We start from the raw sequence: 18,292 nt of genomic DNA on the forward strand, positions 1-18,292 counted from the left end.
ACGCGGCACCTTGAAAAACCACTCAAGGCCCGTTGCTACGGGGGTTGTGAAGAGATTGTGAAAAGCTGTCTCAGGGCTGAGACACATCCCCCATTTTCGGCGCTGGCCCCCTAGACCGGGGGCTGGATGCTCAGGCGGTGTATCAATGGATTAACACTCGGTAGCGGAGGCTGGCAGCTGGCCATTAAGGAGGTCGCTTACGGCGGCCATGGCTTGGGCGCTGCGCTGGTGCCAGTTGCCCTCGATCACTTGATAGGGGCGTTGGCGACTTTGCAGCCAATGCAAGCTGTCGTCGAAGAACACCTGGCGCTCTTCCAGGCGTGGCTGGCAGCGCATGTCGTCGCTGACCCAGTCCACGCCCTCGGGACGCAGCAGCAGGTGCAGGTCGTAGTGGCGCTCGTCCAGGGCCTGTTCGATCCACTCTGGGCAATCGCTGAACAGTGCGCGGCTCCAGAGGATGTTGCTCAACAGGTGAGTATCGAGGATCAGCAGGGCGGGCGCCTGCTGGCGCCCGTGGTCTTCCCAGGCAAGTTGCCCGCGGGCGATCGCCGGGATGTCTGCATAGCAGGTATCGCGCTGCTCACGCTCGATGAAGTGGCGCACGTACTCGCCCACCACCATGCCACCGAAGTGCGCTTGGATCTCGCCACTGAGCCAGCTCTTGCCGCTGGACTCCGGGCCGCACAGCACCAAGGTCTTCATGCGCCGATCAGCGCCGGGTCACGGCGCCACTCCAGCCAGCCACGCACGGCGATCAGGGTGAACAGGGCATAGAGCGCGGCAGTGAGGTACAGGCCTTTATAGAGGAAGAGGCCGACGAAGATCACATCGACCACCACCCACAACGCCCAGCATTGCAGGCGCTTGTGCGCCATCCACAGTTGCGCGACCAGGCTGAAACCGGTCAGTGCGGCATCAAGCCAGGGTTGTGCGGCATCGGTGAGGTGAGCCATCGCAGCGCCCAATAGCAGACTGCCGGCAAGGCCCGCAGCCAGGCCCTTGAGCATCGGTGCCAGGCCCAGGCTTGATACCTGGCGTGCGTCTTCGACCCGGTCCGGGCGGGTCCACTGCCACCAGCCATACAGTTGCAGGACTGCGTAAATCAGTTGCAGGAGCATGTCCGAGTACAGCTTCACTTCGTAGAAGATCCAGCTGTAGAGCACCACCATTACCAACCCGATTGGCCAGCACCAGGGGTTTTGTCGGACGGTGAGCCAGACGGCGATGACGCCGAGCGCGGCGGCGAAGAGTTCGAGGCCGGACATCGGCGATCCTTGGGTTGCAAAAGAGGGCGTGATTGTACCCCGCAACGCCGGGATCGACCTGTCATTTTTGCCAGTTGTGGCCGGGGCTTGCTGCGCGCACCTTCAAGCCGGGCGCACTGCCTAGCCACTCTCGCTGCTACTTTCCTGCCTGATGACGCCCACGGCAAGTGCATTCGCAACCTCATCGAAAAGTGGATCGAAAAATGACCAATCATCGATATTCGCTCACGTTTGTCGCTGTGCTGTGCGCGATCAACGGCGGGCTGGCCTATGCGCAAAGTTGCGTCGAAACCGCGCAAAATCAGCAGAAACGCTATGAAGCCACCCCCAACGATTGTGGTAAGAGTTCATCACCGGCGTTTTTGTGCTCGGGCATTATTCTGAGAGCGACCGAACCTGCAGCGGTAGAAGGCCTCTACAACTCATGGGATGTCAGCCCCACGTCGAGCAAGACGCAGGGAACATCGTTTTCCTACCTGCGCAAGGATGCCAACTTCAGGCGCTTGGTGGAGAACCAGAACAACGGCTACATCCTGACGCCGATCAGTGAGTTACCGGTATCCAAGCAGAAATACGCCGTGCTGTGTGCTTTCCCCATCGATGGTGGCACCAACGGTCGAGTCGATAATGGATGTGGCACGGCTGATGCGGCCACGGCATCTGCTAAAGGCGCTGCCTGTCACGTACAAAAGATCACCACGGCCGATGCCTGGCTTGATCAATACAAGCGCGAGGGCAAGGGCGATAACCGCAATTTGTGTGGCTTTGCGGTCGCTGATAAGTTCGACGAGTACGCCACCCGCAACTTCAACGCTTCGCTCAGTGCCATGCGCAGAGGCGACTTGTTTTTCAAGCAGAACGAGCTGCGCCTGGCGAACTGGGACGGGGGCAAAGCCGACTCGACATTGCCTATCGAGTCGTTCTTTTACCTCTCGGGTGACAAAGAAGGCATGAGTGATGCGCGCCTGGACCAGGACCGTTACTGGCGCGAGACCGGCGTCTGGGTACCGATCATCGCCCTGACCATGCCCGATCGCCCTGGCGGGACTGCCAAGTTTGCCTGCAACGCGGATGATCAGGCAATCGAGGAGGGAGCAAAGCAACCGCTCAACGAGTACATCCAGTCGGGCATCTGGGTGCTGCGCGACGACCCTGGCACGGGTAAACCGGAGTGGACGCTTTCCTTGAAGCTGACAGAAAAAGGTAGGCGTTCGAGCACATCCGCTGAATCCGACCTTGTCTATGCAGAGCTTCGCAGAAAATTTGGCAGCGATTATCAGTGGATGCAGAACGATGGCGGCGGCATGCGCAGGCAACTGGTGTGTCACTACCGCATTGCGCGCAACAAGGAGGAATTCAATATCGAGCCCTTCAGACCCAATGTCAGCGAGGAGCAGGCAGAGGCCGCAGGTTGTAATCCGGTGTGAGCCGTCATGCCATGCTGTGCCTTGGCGTAACACAAGGCACAGCATAGTTGGTCACGGGTTGCAGCCCAAGGCCTTGGCTTGGGCATCACTTACCACCCTACGGTAGGGCTCCAGGTTCCAGTCTGCCTTGGTCCGGTAGTTGTTCTGCAAGCAAGCCAACTGCACACGCATGCTGCCTTCGCCACCTTCCTGCCATTCCAGGTCATTGCCGCGTAGCCTGAACAGTTCCTGGTACAGCGCCTCATTGGACGCCGACCGTCCTGCACTGGAGGGTATCACCCGCAGGCCCCAACGTCGGTCACCGGTGGCCGTGTCGGTGAATTGTGACCAGCTAGAGGAGGCGATAAGCGCAGAGCTCGCCGGTGTATAGGGATTGCAGCCGGCCTTGGTGGCCTCGGCGTCGCTGACCTTGGGCCTGAATGGTTCGATGTTCCACACGGTCTTGGCGGGGTAGTTGCCGATCAGGCAAGCCAGTTGCTGGCGCATGCTGCCTATGCTGGATTCGTGGTCGCGCCATTGCGGGTCGTTGCCGCGCAGCCTGAACAGCTCGTCGTAGATGGCTTGCTGGTCACTGGCCTGCTTTTGCTTGCCCAGTGTGCTGGGGACGACCACCAAGGTCCATTCCTGGCGCCCGGAGCCTGGGTCCAGGCGCAACGCCCAATTGGCGGCCTGGATATAGCGTAGCTCGATAGCACCGTTGACCCCAACGCTGACCACCTGATCCTCGGCTAGGTAGCTGAAGCGGTACTGCGGCGGCTGGTTGAAGTCCAGGCGCAGCACCGGTACTGCGTAGCCCTGGGCGAACAGCTTGCGCTGGAAGCTCTGCGCAACAGGTAGCCCGTTGGTGGGGGTGGCGGGTTTGGTATCGCCGATGGTGCTGGCGACGAAGGTGGTATTGGGGTTGTAGATGAACGCGTCGATGTACTTCATGTTGGCGCTGCCGTCGGCGGTGTCCGAAGCGGTACGGATCAGGAACTCGTTGAACTGGTCTGGCGTAATCCAGGCTTCGCGCTGGCTGCCAGGGTTCTGGTGCGTCTGAACCATCGCCTGCCAGTCGGTCGGCTGTTCGGCATTCCAGGAACATTGCCCTTTCTGGACCCCGCCGGCGAAGCGCTTGCGCCAGGCGTCGGCGCTGTCGACCTGTTCGGTGTCGCAGCTGCCGAAGGCTAGCGCACTGTTGCGGTTGGCAGGCAGGGTCGCTGACTGAGCAGGAGGGCTGGCGGGTACGCGTGAATCGTCGCGAACGCCAGGTGCTGCGTCTTGTGCGCTGCAGGCGGCGGTGTCACCAGATGGGTACATACCGCACCCGTACCAGCCGCGCTTGGGGCTGGTGCAGCCATCAAAGCTGAAGATGCACAGGGCGCCGGTTTCCATCACCGGTCGGTCGAGGGCGCGTGCATCCATGGGGGTACGCAGGATGAAGCCAGCCGGGCGCACCAGTTTGCTGGTGCTCAGGTCTTTGCGGATCCAGGAGTACGAGCTGGCACCGATTTTCTGCGCCGTGGGGCTGTAGTCCCACGGGTTGAAAGTCCCATCGTCGACCATGCGCAAGGTGACGCCACTGCAGTAGTAATGGCCTCGGGGTGCGCCGGTGTCTGGTTCGGCGCAGGCATCGACGACATGGGTGTAGTTGCGGTTGATGCGGTCGGTGGTCTGTTGCGGGTCGAGTGCATCGGTAATGGTTGGGCCTGCGTGCGCAGACGGCAGGTTGAACAGTAACGCAAGGACCAGAGGCGGGCGGGGCATGGTGAGTCTCCTGGGGCAGTGGAAACATCACCATGCGTTCGGCCTTTCTAGCGGTCTACTGTCAGAAATGTCAGGTGGCCGAAGGCTATTAGACGCGGAACTGGCGCAGCAACTGTTCCAGCTCCACGCTCAAGCTGGCTAACGCTGTACCGGCATCGCTGGACTGGCGCGCCGACTCTGCGGTCTGCTGCGAAAGCCCGGCAGTTTCGGTAACGTTGCGGTTGATCTCCTCGACCACGTGGGACTGCTGCAACGTGGCGCTGGCGATCGAAGCATTCAGCGCGCCGAGGGTGTGCAGTGCCTGGCTGATGGCATCCAGGCTGGTCCCTGCCTCGCGGGCTTGTTCAACGGTTTGGCGGGAAGCCTCGCTGCTGGTATCGATGGCCTTGACCGCCGCCTCCGACTGACCTTGCAGGTGCTCGATCATGGTCTGGATCTCGGCGGTGGACTGTGCGGTGCGCTGGGCCAGCAGGCGCACCTCGTCGGCCACCACGGCGAATCCGCGGCCTTGCTCGCCGGCGCGAGCCGCTTCGATGGCGGCGTTCAGCGCAAGCAGGTTGGTCTGCTCGGCGATAGCACGGATGACCTCCAGCACACCACCGATACGGGTACTGTGGCTGGCCAGCTCACGGATTACCTGCACGGCCTGCTCGATGGTCATCGACAGTCGGTCGATCTGTTGCAGGCTGCCGTGGATCGCCTGCTGGCCGTGGTCGACCTGCTGCTGGGCGTTGCGCATTTCGGTGGCGGCCTGTTCGGCGTGCTTGGCCACGTCATGCACGGCATAGCTGACTTCGTTGATGGCCGTCGCCACCTGATCCATCTGCAATGATTGCTGGGCGCTGGTGGCCTGGGCGGCGCCTGCGTTGTCTCCAACCTGGGTGGCGGAGGCAGCCAGGGCATGGGCTGCGCCCTGCAATTGGCCGACAACGCCTTGTAACTTGCCGTTGAAGCGGTTGAAGTGCTCACCCAGGTGAGTGATCTCGTCGCGGCCATGGGTGTCCAGGCGTCGGGTCAGGTCGCTCTCGCCACTGGCAATGTTGCCCATCGCCTGCACCGCCTCTTGTAGCGGCTGGGCGATGCTGCGGGCTATCAGCACCACCATCAGGGCCATCAGCAAGGCAATACCGAGACCGACTAGCGAGGCATCGCGCAGTTGGCGTATGAACTCTGCCTGTACGTCATCGACGTAGACGCCTGAACCGATGATCCAACCCCATGGTTTGAACAGTTGGATATAGGAAGTCTTGGGCACGGGCTCGCTGGCGCCTGGCTTGGGCCAGCGGTAATCCACCGGACCTGCGCCCTGACTGCGGGCCAGGGCGACCATCTCGTTGAACAAGGCGAAGCCGTCAGGGTCACGAATCGCCGAAAGGTCCTGGCCTTCGAGCTTGGGATTGGTAGGGTGCATGACCATCTTCGGTTGCAGGTCATTGATCCAGAAATAGTCGTTCTCTTCATAGCGCAGGCCGCGCACGACCTGGAGGGCCTGTTGCTGGGCCGCTTCGCGGCTGAGCGTGCCAGCGGCCTCCAGGCCTTGGTAATAAGCCAGGACCCCGGCGGCAGTCTGGACAACATGCCGGGTCTTTTCAGCCTTGGCGTGGTAAAGGTCGCCATGAATCTGGCGCAGCATCAGCAGGCCCAGCACTACCAGCATGGCCACGGCGACCAGCAGGATCAGCCATAGACGGCGGCTGATCGACATCGATCTCAGGGTCTTCATGACGCATTACTCCGGTGTTGTTCTTGTTATCAAGGGCATCCAAGCATGCTTTGACACTGGCCCCCACTCGACCAACGGCTAATGTGTATGACCAGACATTCCGTGTTGCAGGTGATTGGAGAGTTCAAACCAAGCCTCTGATAGGATTTCGGCCGCTTCAGATGAAACCTTTAACTCAGTGAACTTTTCCGCTGGCGTTGTACCCAAGGGGCGCTGTAAAACGGCGTCGCCGCGAGCGGTACATTTATGCTTATCAAAACACAGGGGCCTGCTGCCGGCAGCCTCTGCATGGGGGAATGATGGATTTGTGGAGTGCCTTGCAGGCAATCATCTTGGGCGTGGTCGAAGGCCTGACGGAGTTTCTGCCGATTTCAAGCACCGGGCACCAGATCATCGTCGCCGACCTGATCGACTTTGGCGGCGAGCGCGCCATGGCGTTCAACATCATCATTCAACTGGGTGCCATCCTCGCGGTGGTCTGGGAGTTCCGGCGCAAGATCCTCGACGTGGTGGTCGGCCTGCCAAGCCAGGCGCCGGCCCGGCGTTTCACCGCCAACCTGCTGATCGCGTTCCTGCCGGCGGTGGTGCTGGGGGTGTTGTTCGCCGACCTGATCCACCACTACCTGTTCAACCCCATCACCGTGGCGGCGGCCTTGGTGGTCGGTGGCGTGATCATGCTTTGGGCCGAGCAGCGCCAGCACCGCGTAGCGGTCGAGCATGTCGAGCAGATGAATTGGCAGCACGCGTTGAAGATCGGCTTTGTCCAGTGCCTGGCGATGATTCCGGGCACCTCGCGCTCCGGCTCGACGATCATCGGCGGCTTGCTGTTCGGCTTGTCGCGCAAGGCAGCCACCGAGTTCTCGTTCTTCCTGGCCATGCCGACCATGGTCGGTGCCGCCGTGTACTCGGGCTACAAGTACCGTGGGCTTTTCCAGCCCGCCGATTTGCCGGTGTTCGCCCTGGGCTTCGTGGTGTCGTTCATCTTCGCCATGATCGCCGTACGAGGGCTGCTCAAGTTCATTGCTAACCACAGCTACGCGGTATTTGCCTGGTATCGCATCGTCTTTGGACTGTTGATCCTGGCTACCTGGCAGTTTGGCTGGGTCGACTGGTCGACGGCGCAGGGCTGATGATGCGTGCACAAAACGACGCACGCCCCACGTCACCGGGGGTGCGACATGCTCGCTTGAAACTGCTGGTATTGGCGGGGTTGTGCCTGCTGCCGCTGCTGGGGGGCTTGCAGATGGGGCTTGGCGCGCAGTCGTGGTTGCCCTTGGCGCTGTACCCTGTGGCGAGCATGATCTGCCTGTTGCTGTATTGGCAGGATAAGCAGCAGGCGCGCACCCAGGCGTGGCGCACGCCGGAAAAGGTGCTACACGCCAGTGAACTGCTGGGGGGATGGCCTGGAGCCTTGTTGGCCCAGCAGCTGTTCCGTCACAAGACCCGTAAGGTGTCGTATCAGGTGGTTTGCTGGGCAATCGTCGCCCTGCATCAAGTGTTCTGGTTCGACCACCTGCTGCTGGGCGGGCGCTGGTTTGGATGGGTGCTCTAGTCAGTCCAGCAACAAGCCAACCTGCGCCCGCTTGGGCAGGCGCCGCACCACCAATTGGTGCGAGCGCCGCAGCAGGTCGCTAAGCTCACTGCGGCCCATGGGGTAGGGGGGAGCCATGCTGATCCACTTCGCCCGCGCCAGGTAGGGCGCCGGCCGAATTCCAGGGCGATCGCAGTAGCCCAGGAACACATCATCGGCCAGCTTGAACGACAGCCCTGCGCCGGCCAGGTCCAGCACGGCGAACATCTTGTTCCCCGCCACCGAGAACACCCGCACGCCGCCCCACTTGTAGTCTTCCCGTGCACCCGGCAGTTCCAGGCAAAAGGCTGCCACTTGCGCTTCGCTCATCGGTTGCTCAGACATACCACTCTCCACAGGCTTGCAAGCAAGCCGTCACATCATCGAAGGCCACACTCAGCGGCCACAGTCCGTTGCGCACCCGCCGCCACGAGCGATCGGCCTGCCCTGAAGGCTACAAGGGGCGGTCGCCACAATGATCGAATGCGTGTGCCAAATGATCCAGCCAAGCCCTGACCGCCGGCAAGACGCCACGTCTGTGGGGGTAGACCGCCTGCAGCCAGGCCGGCGCGCAATGCCAATCGGGGAGCATGCGCACCAGTGCGCCGCTGGCAAGCTCGCTTTCACAATGCATCAAGGGCAAAACCGTGAAGCCCAATCCCGCTTGCGCAGCTTCCTTACGCATGATGAAGTCTTCGACCCCCAGCCGCGCTGGCATGGCGATCTCGAAACGCTCGCCGGTCTGGTTGAACAAGCGCAGTCTAGCCAGCCGATCCGCGTCCAAGGCGCCCAGCAGGGGCAGGTTCAGCAGCTCCGTAGGGTGAGAAACCGGATGAGCAGCGAGGAAATCTGCGCACGCCACCACCTCGGTGCGCGCTTCGCGCAAGCGCTTGGTCACCAAGTTAGGTTCCTCGTCTTCGGCTTCGCGAACACGCAGCGCTACATCGATGCCTTCATTGATCAGGTCCACGCGGCGATTGACCAGGAGCAGATCGAGTTGAACCTTGGGATATCGGGTCAGGAAATCACACACCAGGGGATTGAGGAATTGATTGGCCAAGCCGACCGGGCTACTGACCCTCAGCGGGCCCCGCGGCTCGTTGGTGGCACTGGCGACCACCTCGTCGGCTTGCTCTGCTTCCAACAGCATTGCCTGGCAGTGGCGCAAGTAACGCTCACCTAATGCGGTGAGCTGCAATTTACGGGTCGTGCGCTGAAGAAGGCGGGCGTTCAGCCGTTCCTCCAGGTCTGCGATACGCCGTGACAGGCGTGACTTGGGAATGCCCAGCAGACGACCTGCCGCAGAAAAACCACCCGCTTCTACGACCTTCGCGAAATAGAAAAGGTCATTCAAATTTCGAGGTTCACCTATAGCCACTTTCGAACGACCTCAGGAGGCAATCAAGGCATGCCGGGGCGTGCATTATGCCTGATGCGGCCGGTACCCGCGCACCCCGCCGTGTCCAGGCGGGGGGGCAGAATCCCAGCCATTGAGGTGAACGGGATTCAGGCAACGGGGATCGGATGACCAGCGACTGGTTGAACTGGTGGGTCAATTCATGTGCGTTCGCGCCCTGCTTGGCGCGCAGCGCGATGACGCGGTCGACCAGTACTTCCGTGGTAGCGGATTCGAGCTTGGCAAGGGTCTGCTCGATGAACTCGTTCAGGGGCATGGCACGCTTGTCAACGCTCTTGTGGACGAGCGAGTCGAATTGTCCTGTCAGTGGAACGAACTAGCGCATTTTTGCCGACTTATCAGCCATTCGATGTATCGGTAGGATGCCTGTCATCGTGATCGCTCTACGGCGCGGTCTTCAATCACAGGAGAGTCACATGAAACTGTTGCATATCGATTCGAGCATCCTCGGCGACAATTCCGCCTCCCGTCAGCTGAGCCGTGAAGTGGTCGAAGCCTGGAAGGCCGCCGACCCGAGCATCGAAGTGGTCTACCGCGACCTGGCTGCCGACGCCATCAGCCACTTCTCCGCTGCCACCCTGGTGGCTGCTGGCACCCCGGAAGAGGTCCGCGACGCAGCCCAGGCCCACGAAGCCAAGCTGAGCGCCGAAACCCTGGAAGAGTTCCTGACTGCCGACGCCGTTGTGATCGGTGCGCCGATGTACAACTTCAGCGTGCCGACCCAGCTCAAGGCCTGGATCGACCGTGTAGCCGTGGCGGGCAAGACGTTCCGCTACACCGAAGCGGGCCCTGAAGGCCTGTGCGGTGACAAGAAAGTGATTCTGGTGTCCACCGCTGGCGGTCTGCATCACGGTCAGCCGACGGCTGTTGGGCACGAGGATTTCCTCAATGTGTTCCTGGGCTTCATTGGTATCACCGACATCGAGATCGTCCGTGCCCATGGCTTGGCCTATGGCCCCGAGCAACGCGCCAAGGCCATCGACGCGGCCCAGGCACAGATCGCCAGCGAGCTGTTCGCGGCCGCCTGATCTGCCGCTGTGTGCAAAGCCGACTGTCGCCTCGGGCGACAGTCGGCTTTTTTCATGCTTTTTTCATGTTGAGCCTGCGGCTGCGGTTCTAAGCTGGTGCCATATGTGCGCCTGATGGGGGAGCCGCCTCCCATGAACCGGTTACAACACTTTTTTGCCCTGATGCTGTTCGGTAGCCTGCTGGCCAATGCTCAGGCTTCATCCTGGACGGCTGGGCTGCATCGCCTGACTTTGGCGGATCCGGTGGACAACAAGCCAATGCAGGCCTTGGTGTTCTACCCCTCCAGTGCTGAAGCGCACCCGTTGCGGATCGAGGGCTACCAGACCCGCGTGGCCGAAGAAGGTGCAGTAGCGCTGGGCCAGTTTCCGCTGCTGGTGATCTCCCACGGCAACACCGGCAGCCCCATGGCCCTGCATGACTTGGCCAATGGTTTGGCGCGCCAAGGGTTCGTGGTGGTAGCGGTGATCCATCCCGGTGACAACAGTCGCGACCACAGCCGTCTGGGCACCCTCAGCAACCTCTATGGCCGACCGCTACAGATCAGCGCGGCGATCACCGCTGCGCGCAATGACAGGTTGCTGGCCCCGTACCTGAACGACGGCAAGGTTGGGGTGATCGGGTATTCGGCAGGAGGCGAGACTGCGCTGATCCTGTCGGGAGCGCAGCCTGATCTGGAGCGCCTGCGGCGCTACTGTCAAGAGCGCCCCAGCGATGCCGACGCTTGCAAGACCCATGGGGTGCTGATCGCCGACCACAGCGAATTGACACCCCGAGCCGACCCCCGCGTCGGTGCGGTGATGCTGATGGCGCCGTTGAGCCTGATGTTCGGTCGCCACGCCTTGGCCGGTGTGCAGGTGCCCGCCTTGATCTACAGCGGCGACCATGATCAGTTGCTGGCCCTTGAGCACAACGCCGATGCCTTGGCCCGCAAACTGCCGGTGACCCCCGACTACCGCTTGCTGTCGGGCGCCGGGCATTTCGTGTTCATGGCGCCTTGCGATGACGAGCAACACATGCGCATGCCTGCGCTGTGCAAGGACGCCGATGGCGTCGACCGGCGCTATATCCACCGTTCGCTGCGCAGCGAAACCTCGGCATTCTTCAGCCAGGCCCTGGGCGCACCGGAGCCTGCCGAACGCTCAGCCGCGACGGGCGAGCAGCAACGTCAGGCCCACCCCTGACAGGGCGAGCAGGGCCGCCACGGCGAAGGTCGAGGCATATCCGGTGTGCACGGCTATCGCCCCCATTACCGGGCCTGCAATGGCCAGTGCCAGGTCGAAGAACACCGCATACGCGCCAAGCCCGGCACCGCGACTACTGCTGGGTACCTGGCGAATTGCCTCTACTCCGAGCGCCGGATACACCAGCGACAGGCCAAAGCCGGTGAGCCCGGCGCCGAGCATCGCCCACAGCGGCGAAGGTGCCAGCCACAGCAAAGTCAGGCCCAGCACTTCGGTTGCCATGCAGGCGATGGCCACGTTGTAGCCGCCAAAGCGATTGACCGCATTGACGAACAGCAATCGTGACACGATGAAGCACACGCCGAATGCGCTCAGGCACAAAGCCGCGCCGGTCCAGCCGCGCTCCAGGTAGTAAAGGGTGACGAAGGTGGTCAGGGTGCCATAACCAATCGACGCCAGGGTCAGTCCCAGCCCGCAGGGGGCCACGCGGCTGAACGCTGACCAGAACGGCAGGCGCTCGCCGCGAGCCACCACCACGTCTGGCCGGGCGCGCAGCACCCGCAGCGCGGCCAGGGCAAGCATCAGCAGTGCTGGGCCGAGCACCACGAAATGCAGCGCATCCACCAGCAACACCCCGACCGGCGCGCCAATCGCGATGGCGCCGTAGGAGGCGATGCCGTTCCAGGAGATCACTCGGGCGGTGTGTTCCGGTCCTACCTGGCTGATCCCCCAGCTCAGCGTGGCCACGCCGATCAGTCCCTGGGCGATGCCCAATAGCAGGCGCCCGCCGAGCAGCAGCGCCAGGCTCAGCCAGGGCATTGTCAGAGTCCAGGCCGACAGTAAGGTGAGCACGCCGCAGCCGGCGATACCATACAGCCCGTAGCGAATCGCCCGCTTACCCCCCAGGGTGTCGGCGACACGGCCGGCGAACGGCCGGCTCAGCAGCGTTGCCAGGTATTGCAGGCCGATGGTCAGCCCGGCGATTACCGCGCCGAAGCCGAGCTGGTCGTGCACATGGCCAGGCAGCACCGCAATCGGCAAACCGATGCAGAGGAAGGCGATGAAGGTGTAGAAGACGATGGAAAGGATTTGCACGGTGATACCGGCAGTGCCGGCTGGAGCAGGTTCTGGCGCGGTCATGGGCTCGTTCGCGGGTAGCGGTTGGCGTACGGGCATCATGGCCGTTGTGCGGCATAAATGAAAGCAGGCTAACGAATTATTCGTCGGATGGCATCGCAATAGGGGACGGCACACGAGAGATCGCGGGGCAAGTTGGCGCGGGGCTGCGCCAACTTGCCCCGCGATGGGGTCGAATCAGACCACCACGCCCTGGCTGCGCAGGTAGTCGTCGTAGGTGCCGCTGAAGTCCACCACGCCATCGGCGCTCAGCTCGATGATGCGGGTCGCCAGGGAAGAGACGAACTCACGGTCGTGGCTGACGAACAGCAGGGTGCCGGGGTAGTTCTCCAGTGCCAGGTTCAGCGCCTCGATCGACTCCATGTCCAAGTGGTTGGTCGGTTCGTCCATGACCAGTACGTTGGGCTTTTGCAGGGTCAGCTTGCCGAACAGCATGCGGCCTTGCTCACCACCGGAAATCACCTTCACCGACTTGAGGATCTCATCGTTGGAGAACAGCATGCGCCCCAGGGTCCCGCGGATCACCTGCTCGCCGCTGGTCCACTGGCCCATCCAGTCGAACAGGGTCATGTCGTCTTCGAAGTCGTGGGCGTGGTCCTGGGCGTAGTAGCCTACCTCGGCGCTGTCGGTCCACTTGACTTCGCCCTTGTCCGGGGTCAATTCACCGACCAGGGTGCGCAGCAGGGTGGTTTTGCCGATACCGTTGGGGCCGATGATGGCTACGCGCTCGCCGGCTTCGATCGCGAAGCTGAAGTCCTTGAACAGCACCTTGTCGTCGAACGCCTTGGCCATTTTCTCGACGGTGACGGCCTGGCGGTGCAGCTTTTTAGTCTGTTCGAAGCGGATGAACGGGCTCACGCGGCTCGAAGGCTTGACCTCGGCCAGTTGGATCTTGTCGATCTGCTTGGCGCGCGAGGTGGCTTGCTTGGCTTTCGAGGCGTTGGCCGAGAAGCGGCTGACGAAGGTCTGCAACTCGGCGATCTGGGCTTTCTTCTTGGCGTTGTCCGACAGCAACTGCTCGCGGGCCTGGGTGGCGGCGGTCATGTACTCGTCGTAGTTGCCGGGGAACACGCGCAGCTCACCGTAATCCAGGTCCGCCATGTGGGTGCAGACGCTGTTGAGGAAGTGGCGGTCGTGGGAAATGATCACCATGGTGCTGTTACGCGCGGTCAGGACCGTTTCCAGCCAGCGAATGGTGTTGATGTCCAAGTGGTTGGTCGGCTCGTCGAGCAACAGCACGTCTGGATCCGAGAACAGCGCCTGGGCCAGCAACACGCGCAGTTTCCAGCCCGGTGCCACTTCGCTCATCGGACCGAAGTGCTGCTCCAGCGGGATACCCAGGCCCAGCAGCAGTTCACCGGCGCGGGATTCGGCGGTGTAGCCGTCCATTTCAGCGAACTCGGTTTCCAGCTCGGCGACGGCCATGCCGTCTTCCTCGGTCATTTCTGGCAACGAGTAGATGCGGTCGCGCTCGGCCTTGACCTTCCACAGCTGCTCGTGGCCCATGATGACCGTATCGATCACGGTGAATTGTTCATACGCGAACTGGTCCTGGCGCAGCTTGCCCAGGCGGGTGTTCGGCTCGAGCATCACCTGGCCTGCGGACGGCTCCAGGTCACCGCCGAGGATCTTCATGAAGGTCGACTTGCCGCAGCCGTTGGCGCCGATCAGGCCATAGCGGTTGCCGTTGTTGAATTTGACCGAGACGTTCTCGAACAGCGGCTTGGAGCCGAACTGCATGGTGATGTTAGCGGTAGAAATCAAGTGCTTGTCCTGCGGGGGTTCCAGAGGTGTATTTAGGCCCTCTCGTCAGTTTTGGGCCAATTTTGGGCCAATTCGACTCGGGGCGGCAGCTTCTCCAGCTCCCTCCAGTCCGAGGAGGAGCTGATCCATTTCGCGTAGGTAGATAGCAACATCTCGACGCTGTGGCCGAGCTGGCTCGCGATGAACGCAGGGTTCATCCCAGACATCAGGCACATGGTTGCGTAGGTGTGGCGGGTGTCGTACTGACGGCGTTCACGGATGTTCAGCGCCTTCAGCGCCGATTTGAAGTGGCGGATTGTAACACTTGGCTCGTTGATCCACAGCCTACCTTTGCTAGGTTGGAACACGAAGGGGCTAGTTGGGTGAGCCGACTTAGACGCCATGCGACGAAGGGTAGCCAATCGCTGGGCCTGGTTGATGGCGTTCAATGCGCGCTCGTTTAACAGGACCACTCGATGATGCTTGGCTCTTGTACATTCCTGAGGCACACGGTTGACGAAGCTTGATCATGTCTATCCGGCGTAGGCCGAGGTATGGCATCCAGTAGATGTTGAATACGCTCTTGTAGTTGTTGCGGGCGCCTACACCCAGATGTGGCGACTATCCAGCCACATCTGGGTGTAGGCGCCCAGGCTGGGGATTGACTTCGTCCTCCGACGAGCCACCTCCCAGCCCGGGAATAGCTCGGCATACTTCTCGTCGTCCAGCAGGCCGTGGCGAATCAGTTTTACTACTTGATCACGTACACGGCTGGCTGCGCGGATGCCCTGCGCGGTAGTGGGATGGGCGAGGGTTTTCCCGCGGCGCTCACCGTTCTAAAGTGAAACGGATTCGAAGCGAGTCTCCTCGGATTTCAATTCCAGGGGGCAGACCCACAGGCTTTCGAGCCATTCCTCATATCTCCATCTGCCATACGTGATGTTGCGGCCGTTCTTGTTCCAGACCCCTTAGGGATTTTCCCGCGCTTGCGCCAGGTCTGAACCGCTCGTAGCGTAATTACCAGCAATTCGGCCATATTTTCCTCTGTTACCTTGTCTATTTCTTGGGCAAAGGCTTGTTCCTGCCCGGCGTGTTCATCGCCTGGCTTCTTCCTTTTTGAGTGCATATTGGTCTCCACGCCGCCGGTGGCGGCAGGTTGGTTTTCAGTCAGCGCCTTCGGTGATCTGGTGCTCTACGCTCATCGATCGCGCATCCGCGGCACCCATGAAGACCATGTTCAAGGCAGTGCTCTGGAGAACACCGACTGCATCGGTGCCTTCGTCGTCTTCTCCGAGCACTGGCAGCGCCCGGTGGCGGATCAGATCGATACTCACGCCCTCTGGCACATCGAAGCGGGTGGCCGCCATATCGCGGCAGTGAATAGAGGAGAGAGGGGTTACAGCGAGATGGAGTGCAAATGTGCTGTTTGCGGTCAGCGACTGACTCGTGCTTTCTGGCGCTTAGACATTAGAACGTGATGCCTGGGAAGCTTTGCTCAAGCTTTTGGGGATTAGCGTTGGGGAGATGCGTCTGCGATCCTGCAAGCCCGCAGGTTGCATCCTTCAACTATGCATCTGCAGGGTCTACTGCAGCGTTAATTCGATTCCCTTGCTGCGCATATAGCCCGTCAGCAGTAGGGAAGATCCATCAAGGATCACTCGGGGCCCAGACCTTCAGGCTCTCAACTGTCGCTGCACGGCTCGTGTAATATTGCTTCAAAATGCGGCGGGGCCGCCAGCCCCGCTCTTTGGCCCCCAAAGCGATGAATTTGGTCACCGGATTTAGACATCATGACACTGCCTGAAAATTTCAAATTAGATCCAAAAGATGCCAAATATGAGGGTTCAGTTCTGCATTCTCAGAAGCTTGGCGCTATAGAGGTTGGGGTAAAAGAGGCCCCTGTTTTTTTACATATAGATTCCGATACGGACTGGGCAACCGCCGTTCCGGCTGCCGCAGGTGTGGTTGTTGCATTGGTTGTTGCATGGATGACTATAGGGGTGCAGAAAAACCAGATCCAGGGGAACATCGCTAACTTTAGACATCACTGGATGTCAGACTTGCGTGAAACAGGGGCTGAGCTTACACAGCTCTTGGTTTATATGGCTAACGTGAACACTCAAATTAAGGGGTATAATCCGAGTCAGGAGTACATTGATAAGTGTGCAAGGGCTTCGCAGTTAAGAGCTAAGATAGATCTACTACTAAGTAGGGAGGATAAGACTTCCGTTGAGCTTCGGAATGCTACAAAGCTCGCGGTGGATACCGTTACTGGATTAAAGTTCGGCCACAGTAAAGAAGCTGCGCTAAATAACGCAAGGGCATTGCAGACCCTCCTCAGGCAAGAGCTTGAGCGAGCATGGGCGGACATGAAAAGTGACCTGGGTGTTAACAAACGCTTCCTCTTCGTGAGGCTTTTCAAGAATAAAAGCAACATTTGACTAAACGAGTGGAGCGCGACTGCTGTAAAAGGCGCTGTAACGGGTGTTCAGTCCATTTTAACGGCGGGGATCTCGGTGGAATTTATGACGCCGCCTCGTCACAGTGGCGCATATCGGAGTGAGGCGAGTCAGTTGCTGAATAGGCTGAGCTGAGATTCGTTGGCTTCATCGCGGGTGGTCAGCTCGACCAGAGGAATACGGCTCATGTGCATCGTGTAGCCGGTATGCTGTTCCATGGCGGCGTACTGCTGCAGCAGCTCGGTGTAATGTCGCCGGCCGTTCCGCAGGTCGCCTTTGCTCCCGAACAGGCAGAAGACGCAGCTCAGTCGATCGTTACCGAACTCGTATGCGTAGTGCGGCTCCTGGCCATCGCCCTTAATGATGCTGAACACCTCGGCCGTCGACAGGTCGTGCACCCGCAACCACTCGTACCAGGTGTGCACGCTGTTGCTGATGCCCATGCGGCTGAACGCGCTTTGCCCGCCCCGGCGATTCCTGAGCGCGCAGCCTCAGGCAGTTGACGATTACCTTGAAACCATTGGCCTTCGCATAGCCGTAGTCGATGCGCTTCTGCTGTACGGTGAATAGCGCGCATGCAGTGTGGTGCCACTTTACGCCTTGACCGTTGCAGTGATTCGGAATGGCACAAGTTCAATAGGGAAGACGAATCCCTGATCAGGGATGTGAGGTATCGATTCCCTGCCGGATTGCCTGAGGTTGCTGCTCTGTTGGACTTCCTGATGAGGCAACGGGAGCACTTTGAACTTTGCCTTCGGGGTGCGGCTGCTCTAGCAGAGGATGTTCATGCCACCGTGGACACATTCAATGAGAAGAAATGCCGTCTCTATCTTCGGCACGTTGAGCCGAGTCTCGAAAAGCTGGCGCGCAATCAGGGTGTTTCGACAAAACTATACGAGGATCTTCTCCGCCGAATGCAAGAGGCATCGAGTCCAGATCGTAGAATCTAGACAGCGCTTCGCTGGCTTTCTGTCCAGGGTGGATGGGCGGACAGCCATCGCTGTGAGTTGGGCAGAGTCTGAAAGCGACCAATAGATAGCTCAATTACCAAAGCGGGCTAAGCTTGGAGTGGCACATCGCCATTTAGGAGCAGGTACTAGTTATGAAATGGATTACATTAGTCGCAGCCGGGGCGGCGCTGGCAGGATGCTCAGGAAAAATTTTCACCTATACCTCTTGCACCGAGAGCCCCTGCAAAGGTGTTCCTTTTTACACGATGAAAGAAGTATCCCAGCCCTACGTCTACGATCGAATTCTTGGCGCGGATGGAAAGGCTATCAGGATAGCCGGAGATATCGCTGGCAAAGATTGCGAGCAGGTGGAGGGATACGAGACCAAGCTTGTAGTATCGAAAGTTTCGAATTACGTCTATTACGATGCGGGTTTTTTTGAGACTTCAAAGTTTGGTGTTGAATTGAACTCTAATGGCACCCTGTCGAAGGTCTCGACGGAGTCAACGCCTGCTATCAAAGAGACCGCTGAGGCGATTGCAACATTGGCAACGGCATATAGAACAGTCAAACCAGCCAAGAGTCTTGCGCTGGCTGGCACGCCTAAGTGCACGTCGAAAGCTCCTTGACGGATAGCTCCCGTTT

At 60.3% G+C, this 18,292-nt stretch carries 19 protein-coding genes and 1 pseudogene; 7 read left to right on the forward strand and 13 right to left on the reverse strand.

Translation table 11 applies throughout. The annotated features are described in order from the left end of the window. Window positions 1–150 precede the first annotated feature (150 nt). Window positions 151–702: an AAA family ATPase gene (locus tag FEM01_RS02085; RefSeq protein WP_138217626.1), complete on the reverse strand. Its 552-nt coding sequence runs from the start codon at window positions 700–702 to the stop codon at window positions 151–153. Then, on the reverse strand, window positions 699–1,265 hold the full coding sequence (pnuC, locus tag FEM01_RS02090; RefSeq protein ID WP_138217627.1) for a nicotinamide riboside transporter PnuC: 567 nt from the start codon (window positions 1,263–1,265) through the stop codon (window positions 699–701). Before pnuC ends, FEM01_RS02085 begins: the two co-directional genes overlap by 4 nt. Window positions 1,266–1,468: 203 nt before the next feature. On the opposite strand from pnuC, the gene FEM01_RS02095 reads away from it, so the two are divergent. After that, window positions 1,469–2,692: a DUF2599 domain-containing protein gene (locus FEM01_RS02095; protein WP_138217628.1), complete on the forward strand. Its 1,224-nt coding sequence runs from the start codon at window positions 1,469–1,471 to the stop codon at window positions 2,690–2,692. A gap of 51 nt (window positions 2,693–2,743) precedes the next feature. Here FEM01_RS02095 and FEM01_RS02100 read toward each other — a convergent pair whose 3' ends face one another. From FEM01_RS02100 to FEM01_RS24585, 3 genes and pseudogenes are all read right to left on the reverse strand, one after another. Further along, window positions 2,744–4,438: a DUF2599 domain-containing protein gene (locus FEM01_RS02100; protein ID WP_138217629.1), complete on the reverse strand. Its 1,695-nt coding sequence runs from the start codon at window positions 4,436–4,438 to the stop codon at window positions 2,744–2,746. A gap of 88 nt (window positions 4,439–4,526) precedes the next feature. Further along, window positions 4,527–5,261, reverse strand: coding sequence for a methyl-accepting chemotaxis protein (locus FEM01_RS24580; protein ID WP_416780031.1), 735 nt, complete (start codon window positions 5,259–5,261; stop codon window positions 4,527–4,529). A 138-nt stretch (window positions 5,262–5,399) separates the two neighbouring features. After that, window positions 5,400–6,161, reverse strand: a pseudogene (locus tag FEM01_RS24585) (cache domain-containing protein); the annotation flags it as partial. A gap of 299 nt (window positions 6,162–6,460) precedes the next feature. Between FEM01_RS24585 and FEM01_RS02110 the strand changes: the two are divergent. Beyond that, window positions 6,461–7,291 (forward strand): undecaprenyl-diphosphate phosphatase, encoded by an 831-nt coding sequence (locus FEM01_RS02110; protein ID WP_138218156.1) that lies wholly within the window; start codon window positions 6,461–6,463, stop codon window positions 7,289–7,291. Continuing rightward, window positions 7,291–7,713 carry a DUF1294 domain-containing protein gene (locus FEM01_RS02115; protein ID WP_138217631.1) on the forward strand — a complete coding sequence of 141 codons (423 nt, stop codon included), beginning with the start codon at window positions 7,291–7,293 and terminating at the stop codon, window positions 7,711–7,713. Before FEM01_RS02110 ends, FEM01_RS02115 begins: the two co-directional genes overlap by 1 nt. Here the strand turns inward: FEM01_RS02115 and FEM01_RS02120 are convergent, their stop codons facing one another. Further along, window positions 7,714–8,076 (reverse strand): MmcQ/YjbR family DNA-binding protein, encoded by a 363-nt coding sequence (locus FEM01_RS02120; RefSeq protein WP_138217632.1) that lies wholly within the window; start codon window positions 8,074–8,076, stop codon window positions 7,714–7,716. A gap of 109 nt (window positions 8,077–8,185) precedes the next feature. Further along, a complete protein-coding gene (locus FEM01_RS02125; RefSeq protein WP_138217633.1) occupies window positions 8,186–9,109 on the reverse strand; it encodes a LysR substrate-binding domain-containing protein in 924 nt (307 codons plus the stop codon). 455 nt (window positions 9,110–9,564) lie between these two features. Between FEM01_RS02125 and FEM01_RS02130 the strand changes: the two genes are divergently transcribed. Next, on the forward strand, window positions 9,565–10,176 hold the full coding sequence (locus tag FEM01_RS02130; RefSeq protein WP_138217634.1) for an FMN-dependent NADH-azoreductase: 612 nt from the start codon (window positions 9,565–9,567) through the stop codon (window positions 10,174–10,176). 132 nt (window positions 10,177–10,308) lie between these two features. Beyond that, window positions 10,309–11,358 carry an alpha/beta hydrolase family protein gene (locus FEM01_RS02135; RefSeq protein WP_138217635.1) on the forward strand — a complete coding sequence of 350 codons (1,050 nt, stop codon included), beginning with the start codon at window positions 10,309–10,311 and terminating at the stop codon, window positions 11,356–11,358. On the opposite strand, the gene FEM01_RS02140 is transcribed toward FEM01_RS02135, so the two are convergent. From FEM01_RS02140 to FEM01_RS24130, 5 genes are all read right to left on the reverse strand, one after another. Next, window positions 11,317–12,498, reverse strand: coding sequence for an MFS transporter (locus FEM01_RS02140; protein ID WP_138217636.1), 1,182 nt, complete (start codon window positions 12,496–12,498; stop codon window positions 11,317–11,319). The genes FEM01_RS02135 and FEM01_RS02140 overlap by 42 nt on opposite strands. A gap of 174 nt (window positions 12,499–12,672) precedes the next feature. Further along, window positions 12,673–14,259: an ABC-F family ATPase gene (locus FEM01_RS02145; protein ID WP_138217637.1), complete on the reverse strand. Its 1,587-nt coding sequence runs from the start codon at window positions 14,257–14,259 to the stop codon at window positions 12,673–12,675. A 32-nt stretch (window positions 14,260–14,291) separates the two neighbouring features. Continuing rightward, window positions 14,292–14,711 carry a tyrosine-type recombinase/integrase gene (locus tag FEM01_RS02150; RefSeq protein ID WP_138217638.1) on the reverse strand — a complete coding sequence of 140 codons (420 nt, stop codon included), beginning with the start codon at window positions 14,709–14,711 and terminating at the stop codon, window positions 14,292–14,294. A gap of 129 nt (window positions 14,712–14,840) precedes the next feature. After that, window positions 14,841–15,023, reverse strand: a complete 183-nt coding sequence (locus FEM01_RS02155; protein ID WP_240791718.1) for a hypothetical protein — start codon at window positions 15,021–15,023, stop codon at window positions 14,841–14,843. A 378-nt stretch (window positions 15,024–15,401) separates the two neighbouring features. Beyond that, a complete protein-coding gene (locus FEM01_RS24130) occupies window positions 15,402–15,572 on the reverse strand; it encodes a hypothetical protein (RefSeq protein ID WP_171030888.1) in 171 nt (56 codons plus the stop codon). 456 nt (window positions 15,573–16,028) lie between these two features. Here FEM01_RS24130 and FEM01_RS02160 point away from each other — a divergent pair, with 456 nt between their 5' ends. Beyond that, window positions 16,029–16,679: a hypothetical protein gene (locus tag FEM01_RS02160; RefSeq protein WP_138217639.1), complete on the forward strand. Its 651-nt coding sequence runs from the start codon at window positions 16,029–16,031 to the stop codon at window positions 16,677–16,679. A gap of 128 nt (window positions 16,680–16,807) precedes the next feature. Here FEM01_RS02160 and FEM01_RS02165 read toward each other — a convergent pair whose 3' ends face one another. After that, complete coding sequence (locus FEM01_RS02165; protein ID WP_240791698.1) at window positions 16,808–17,140, reverse strand: hypothetical protein; 333 nt, start codon at window positions 17,138–17,140, stop codon at window positions 16,808–16,810. 659 nt (window positions 17,141–17,799) lie between these two features. Between FEM01_RS02165 and FEM01_RS02170 the strand changes: the two genes are divergently transcribed. Beyond that, window positions 17,800–18,276 carry a hypothetical protein gene (locus FEM01_RS02170; RefSeq protein ID WP_138217640.1) on the forward strand — a complete coding sequence of 159 codons (477 nt, stop codon included), beginning with the start codon at window positions 17,800–17,802 and terminating at the stop codon, window positions 18,274–18,276. Window positions 18,277–18,292 lie beyond the last annotated feature (16 nt).

Origin of the sequence: Pseudomonas mosselii, from assembly GCF_005796105.1 — a bacterium.
GTDB lineage: Bacteria > Pseudomonadota > Gammaproteobacteria > Pseudomonadales > Pseudomonadaceae > Aquipseudomonas > Aquipseudomonas mosselii_C.

Coding starts and splice junctions, on each gene's coding strand:
- FEM01_RS02100 (WP_138217629.1), bottom strand. CDS start 4,438: ATGCCCCGCCCGCCTCTGGTCCTTGCGTTACTGTTCAACCTGCCGTCT.
- FEM01_RS02085 (WP_138217626.1), bottom strand. CDS start 702: ATGAAGACCTTGGTGCTGTGCGGCCCGGAGTCCAGCGGCAAGAGCTGG.
- FEM01_RS02115 (WP_138217631.1), top strand. CDS start 7,291: ATGATGCGTGCACAAAACGACGCACGCCCCACGTCACCGGGGGTGCGA.
- FEM01_RS02170 (WP_138217640.1), top strand. CDS start 17,800: ATGAAATGGATTACATTAGTCGCAGCCGGGGCGGCGCTGGCAGGATGC.
- FEM01_RS02130 (WP_138217634.1), top strand. CDS start 9,565: ATGAAACTGTTGCATATCGATTCGAGCATCCTCGGCGACAATTCCGCC.
- FEM01_RS02140 (WP_138217636.1), bottom strand. CDS start 12,498: ATGACCGCGCCAGAACCTGCTCCAGCCGGCACTGCCGGTATCACCGTG.
- FEM01_RS02165 (WP_240791698.1), bottom strand. CDS start 17,140: ATGGGCATCAGCAACAGCGTGCACACCTGGTACGAGTGGTTGCGGGTG.
- FEM01_RS02160 (WP_138217639.1), top strand. CDS start 16,029: ATGACACTGCCTGAAAATTTCAAATTAGATCCAAAAGATGCCAAATAT.
- FEM01_RS24580 (WP_416780031.1), bottom strand. CDS start 5,261: ATGGATCAGGTGGCGACGGCCATCAACGAAGTCAGCTATGCCGTGCAT.
- FEM01_RS02120 (WP_138217632.1), bottom strand. CDS start 8,076: ATGTCTGAGCAACCGATGAGCGAAGCGCAAGTGGCAGCCTTTTGCCTG.
- pnuC (WP_138217627.1), bottom strand. CDS start 1,265: ATGTCCGGCCTCGAACTCTTCGCCGCCGCGCTCGGCGTCATCGCCGTC.
- FEM01_RS02110 (WP_138218156.1), top strand. CDS start 6,461: ATGGATTTGTGGAGTGCCTTGCAGGCAATCATCTTGGGCGTGGTCGAA.
- FEM01_RS02135 (WP_138217635.1), top strand. CDS start 10,309: ATGAACCGGTTACAACACTTTTTTGCCCTGATGCTGTTCGGTAGCCTG.
- FEM01_RS02095 (WP_138217628.1), top strand. CDS start 1,469: ATGACCAATCATCGATATTCGCTCACGTTTGTCGCTGTGCTGTGCGCG.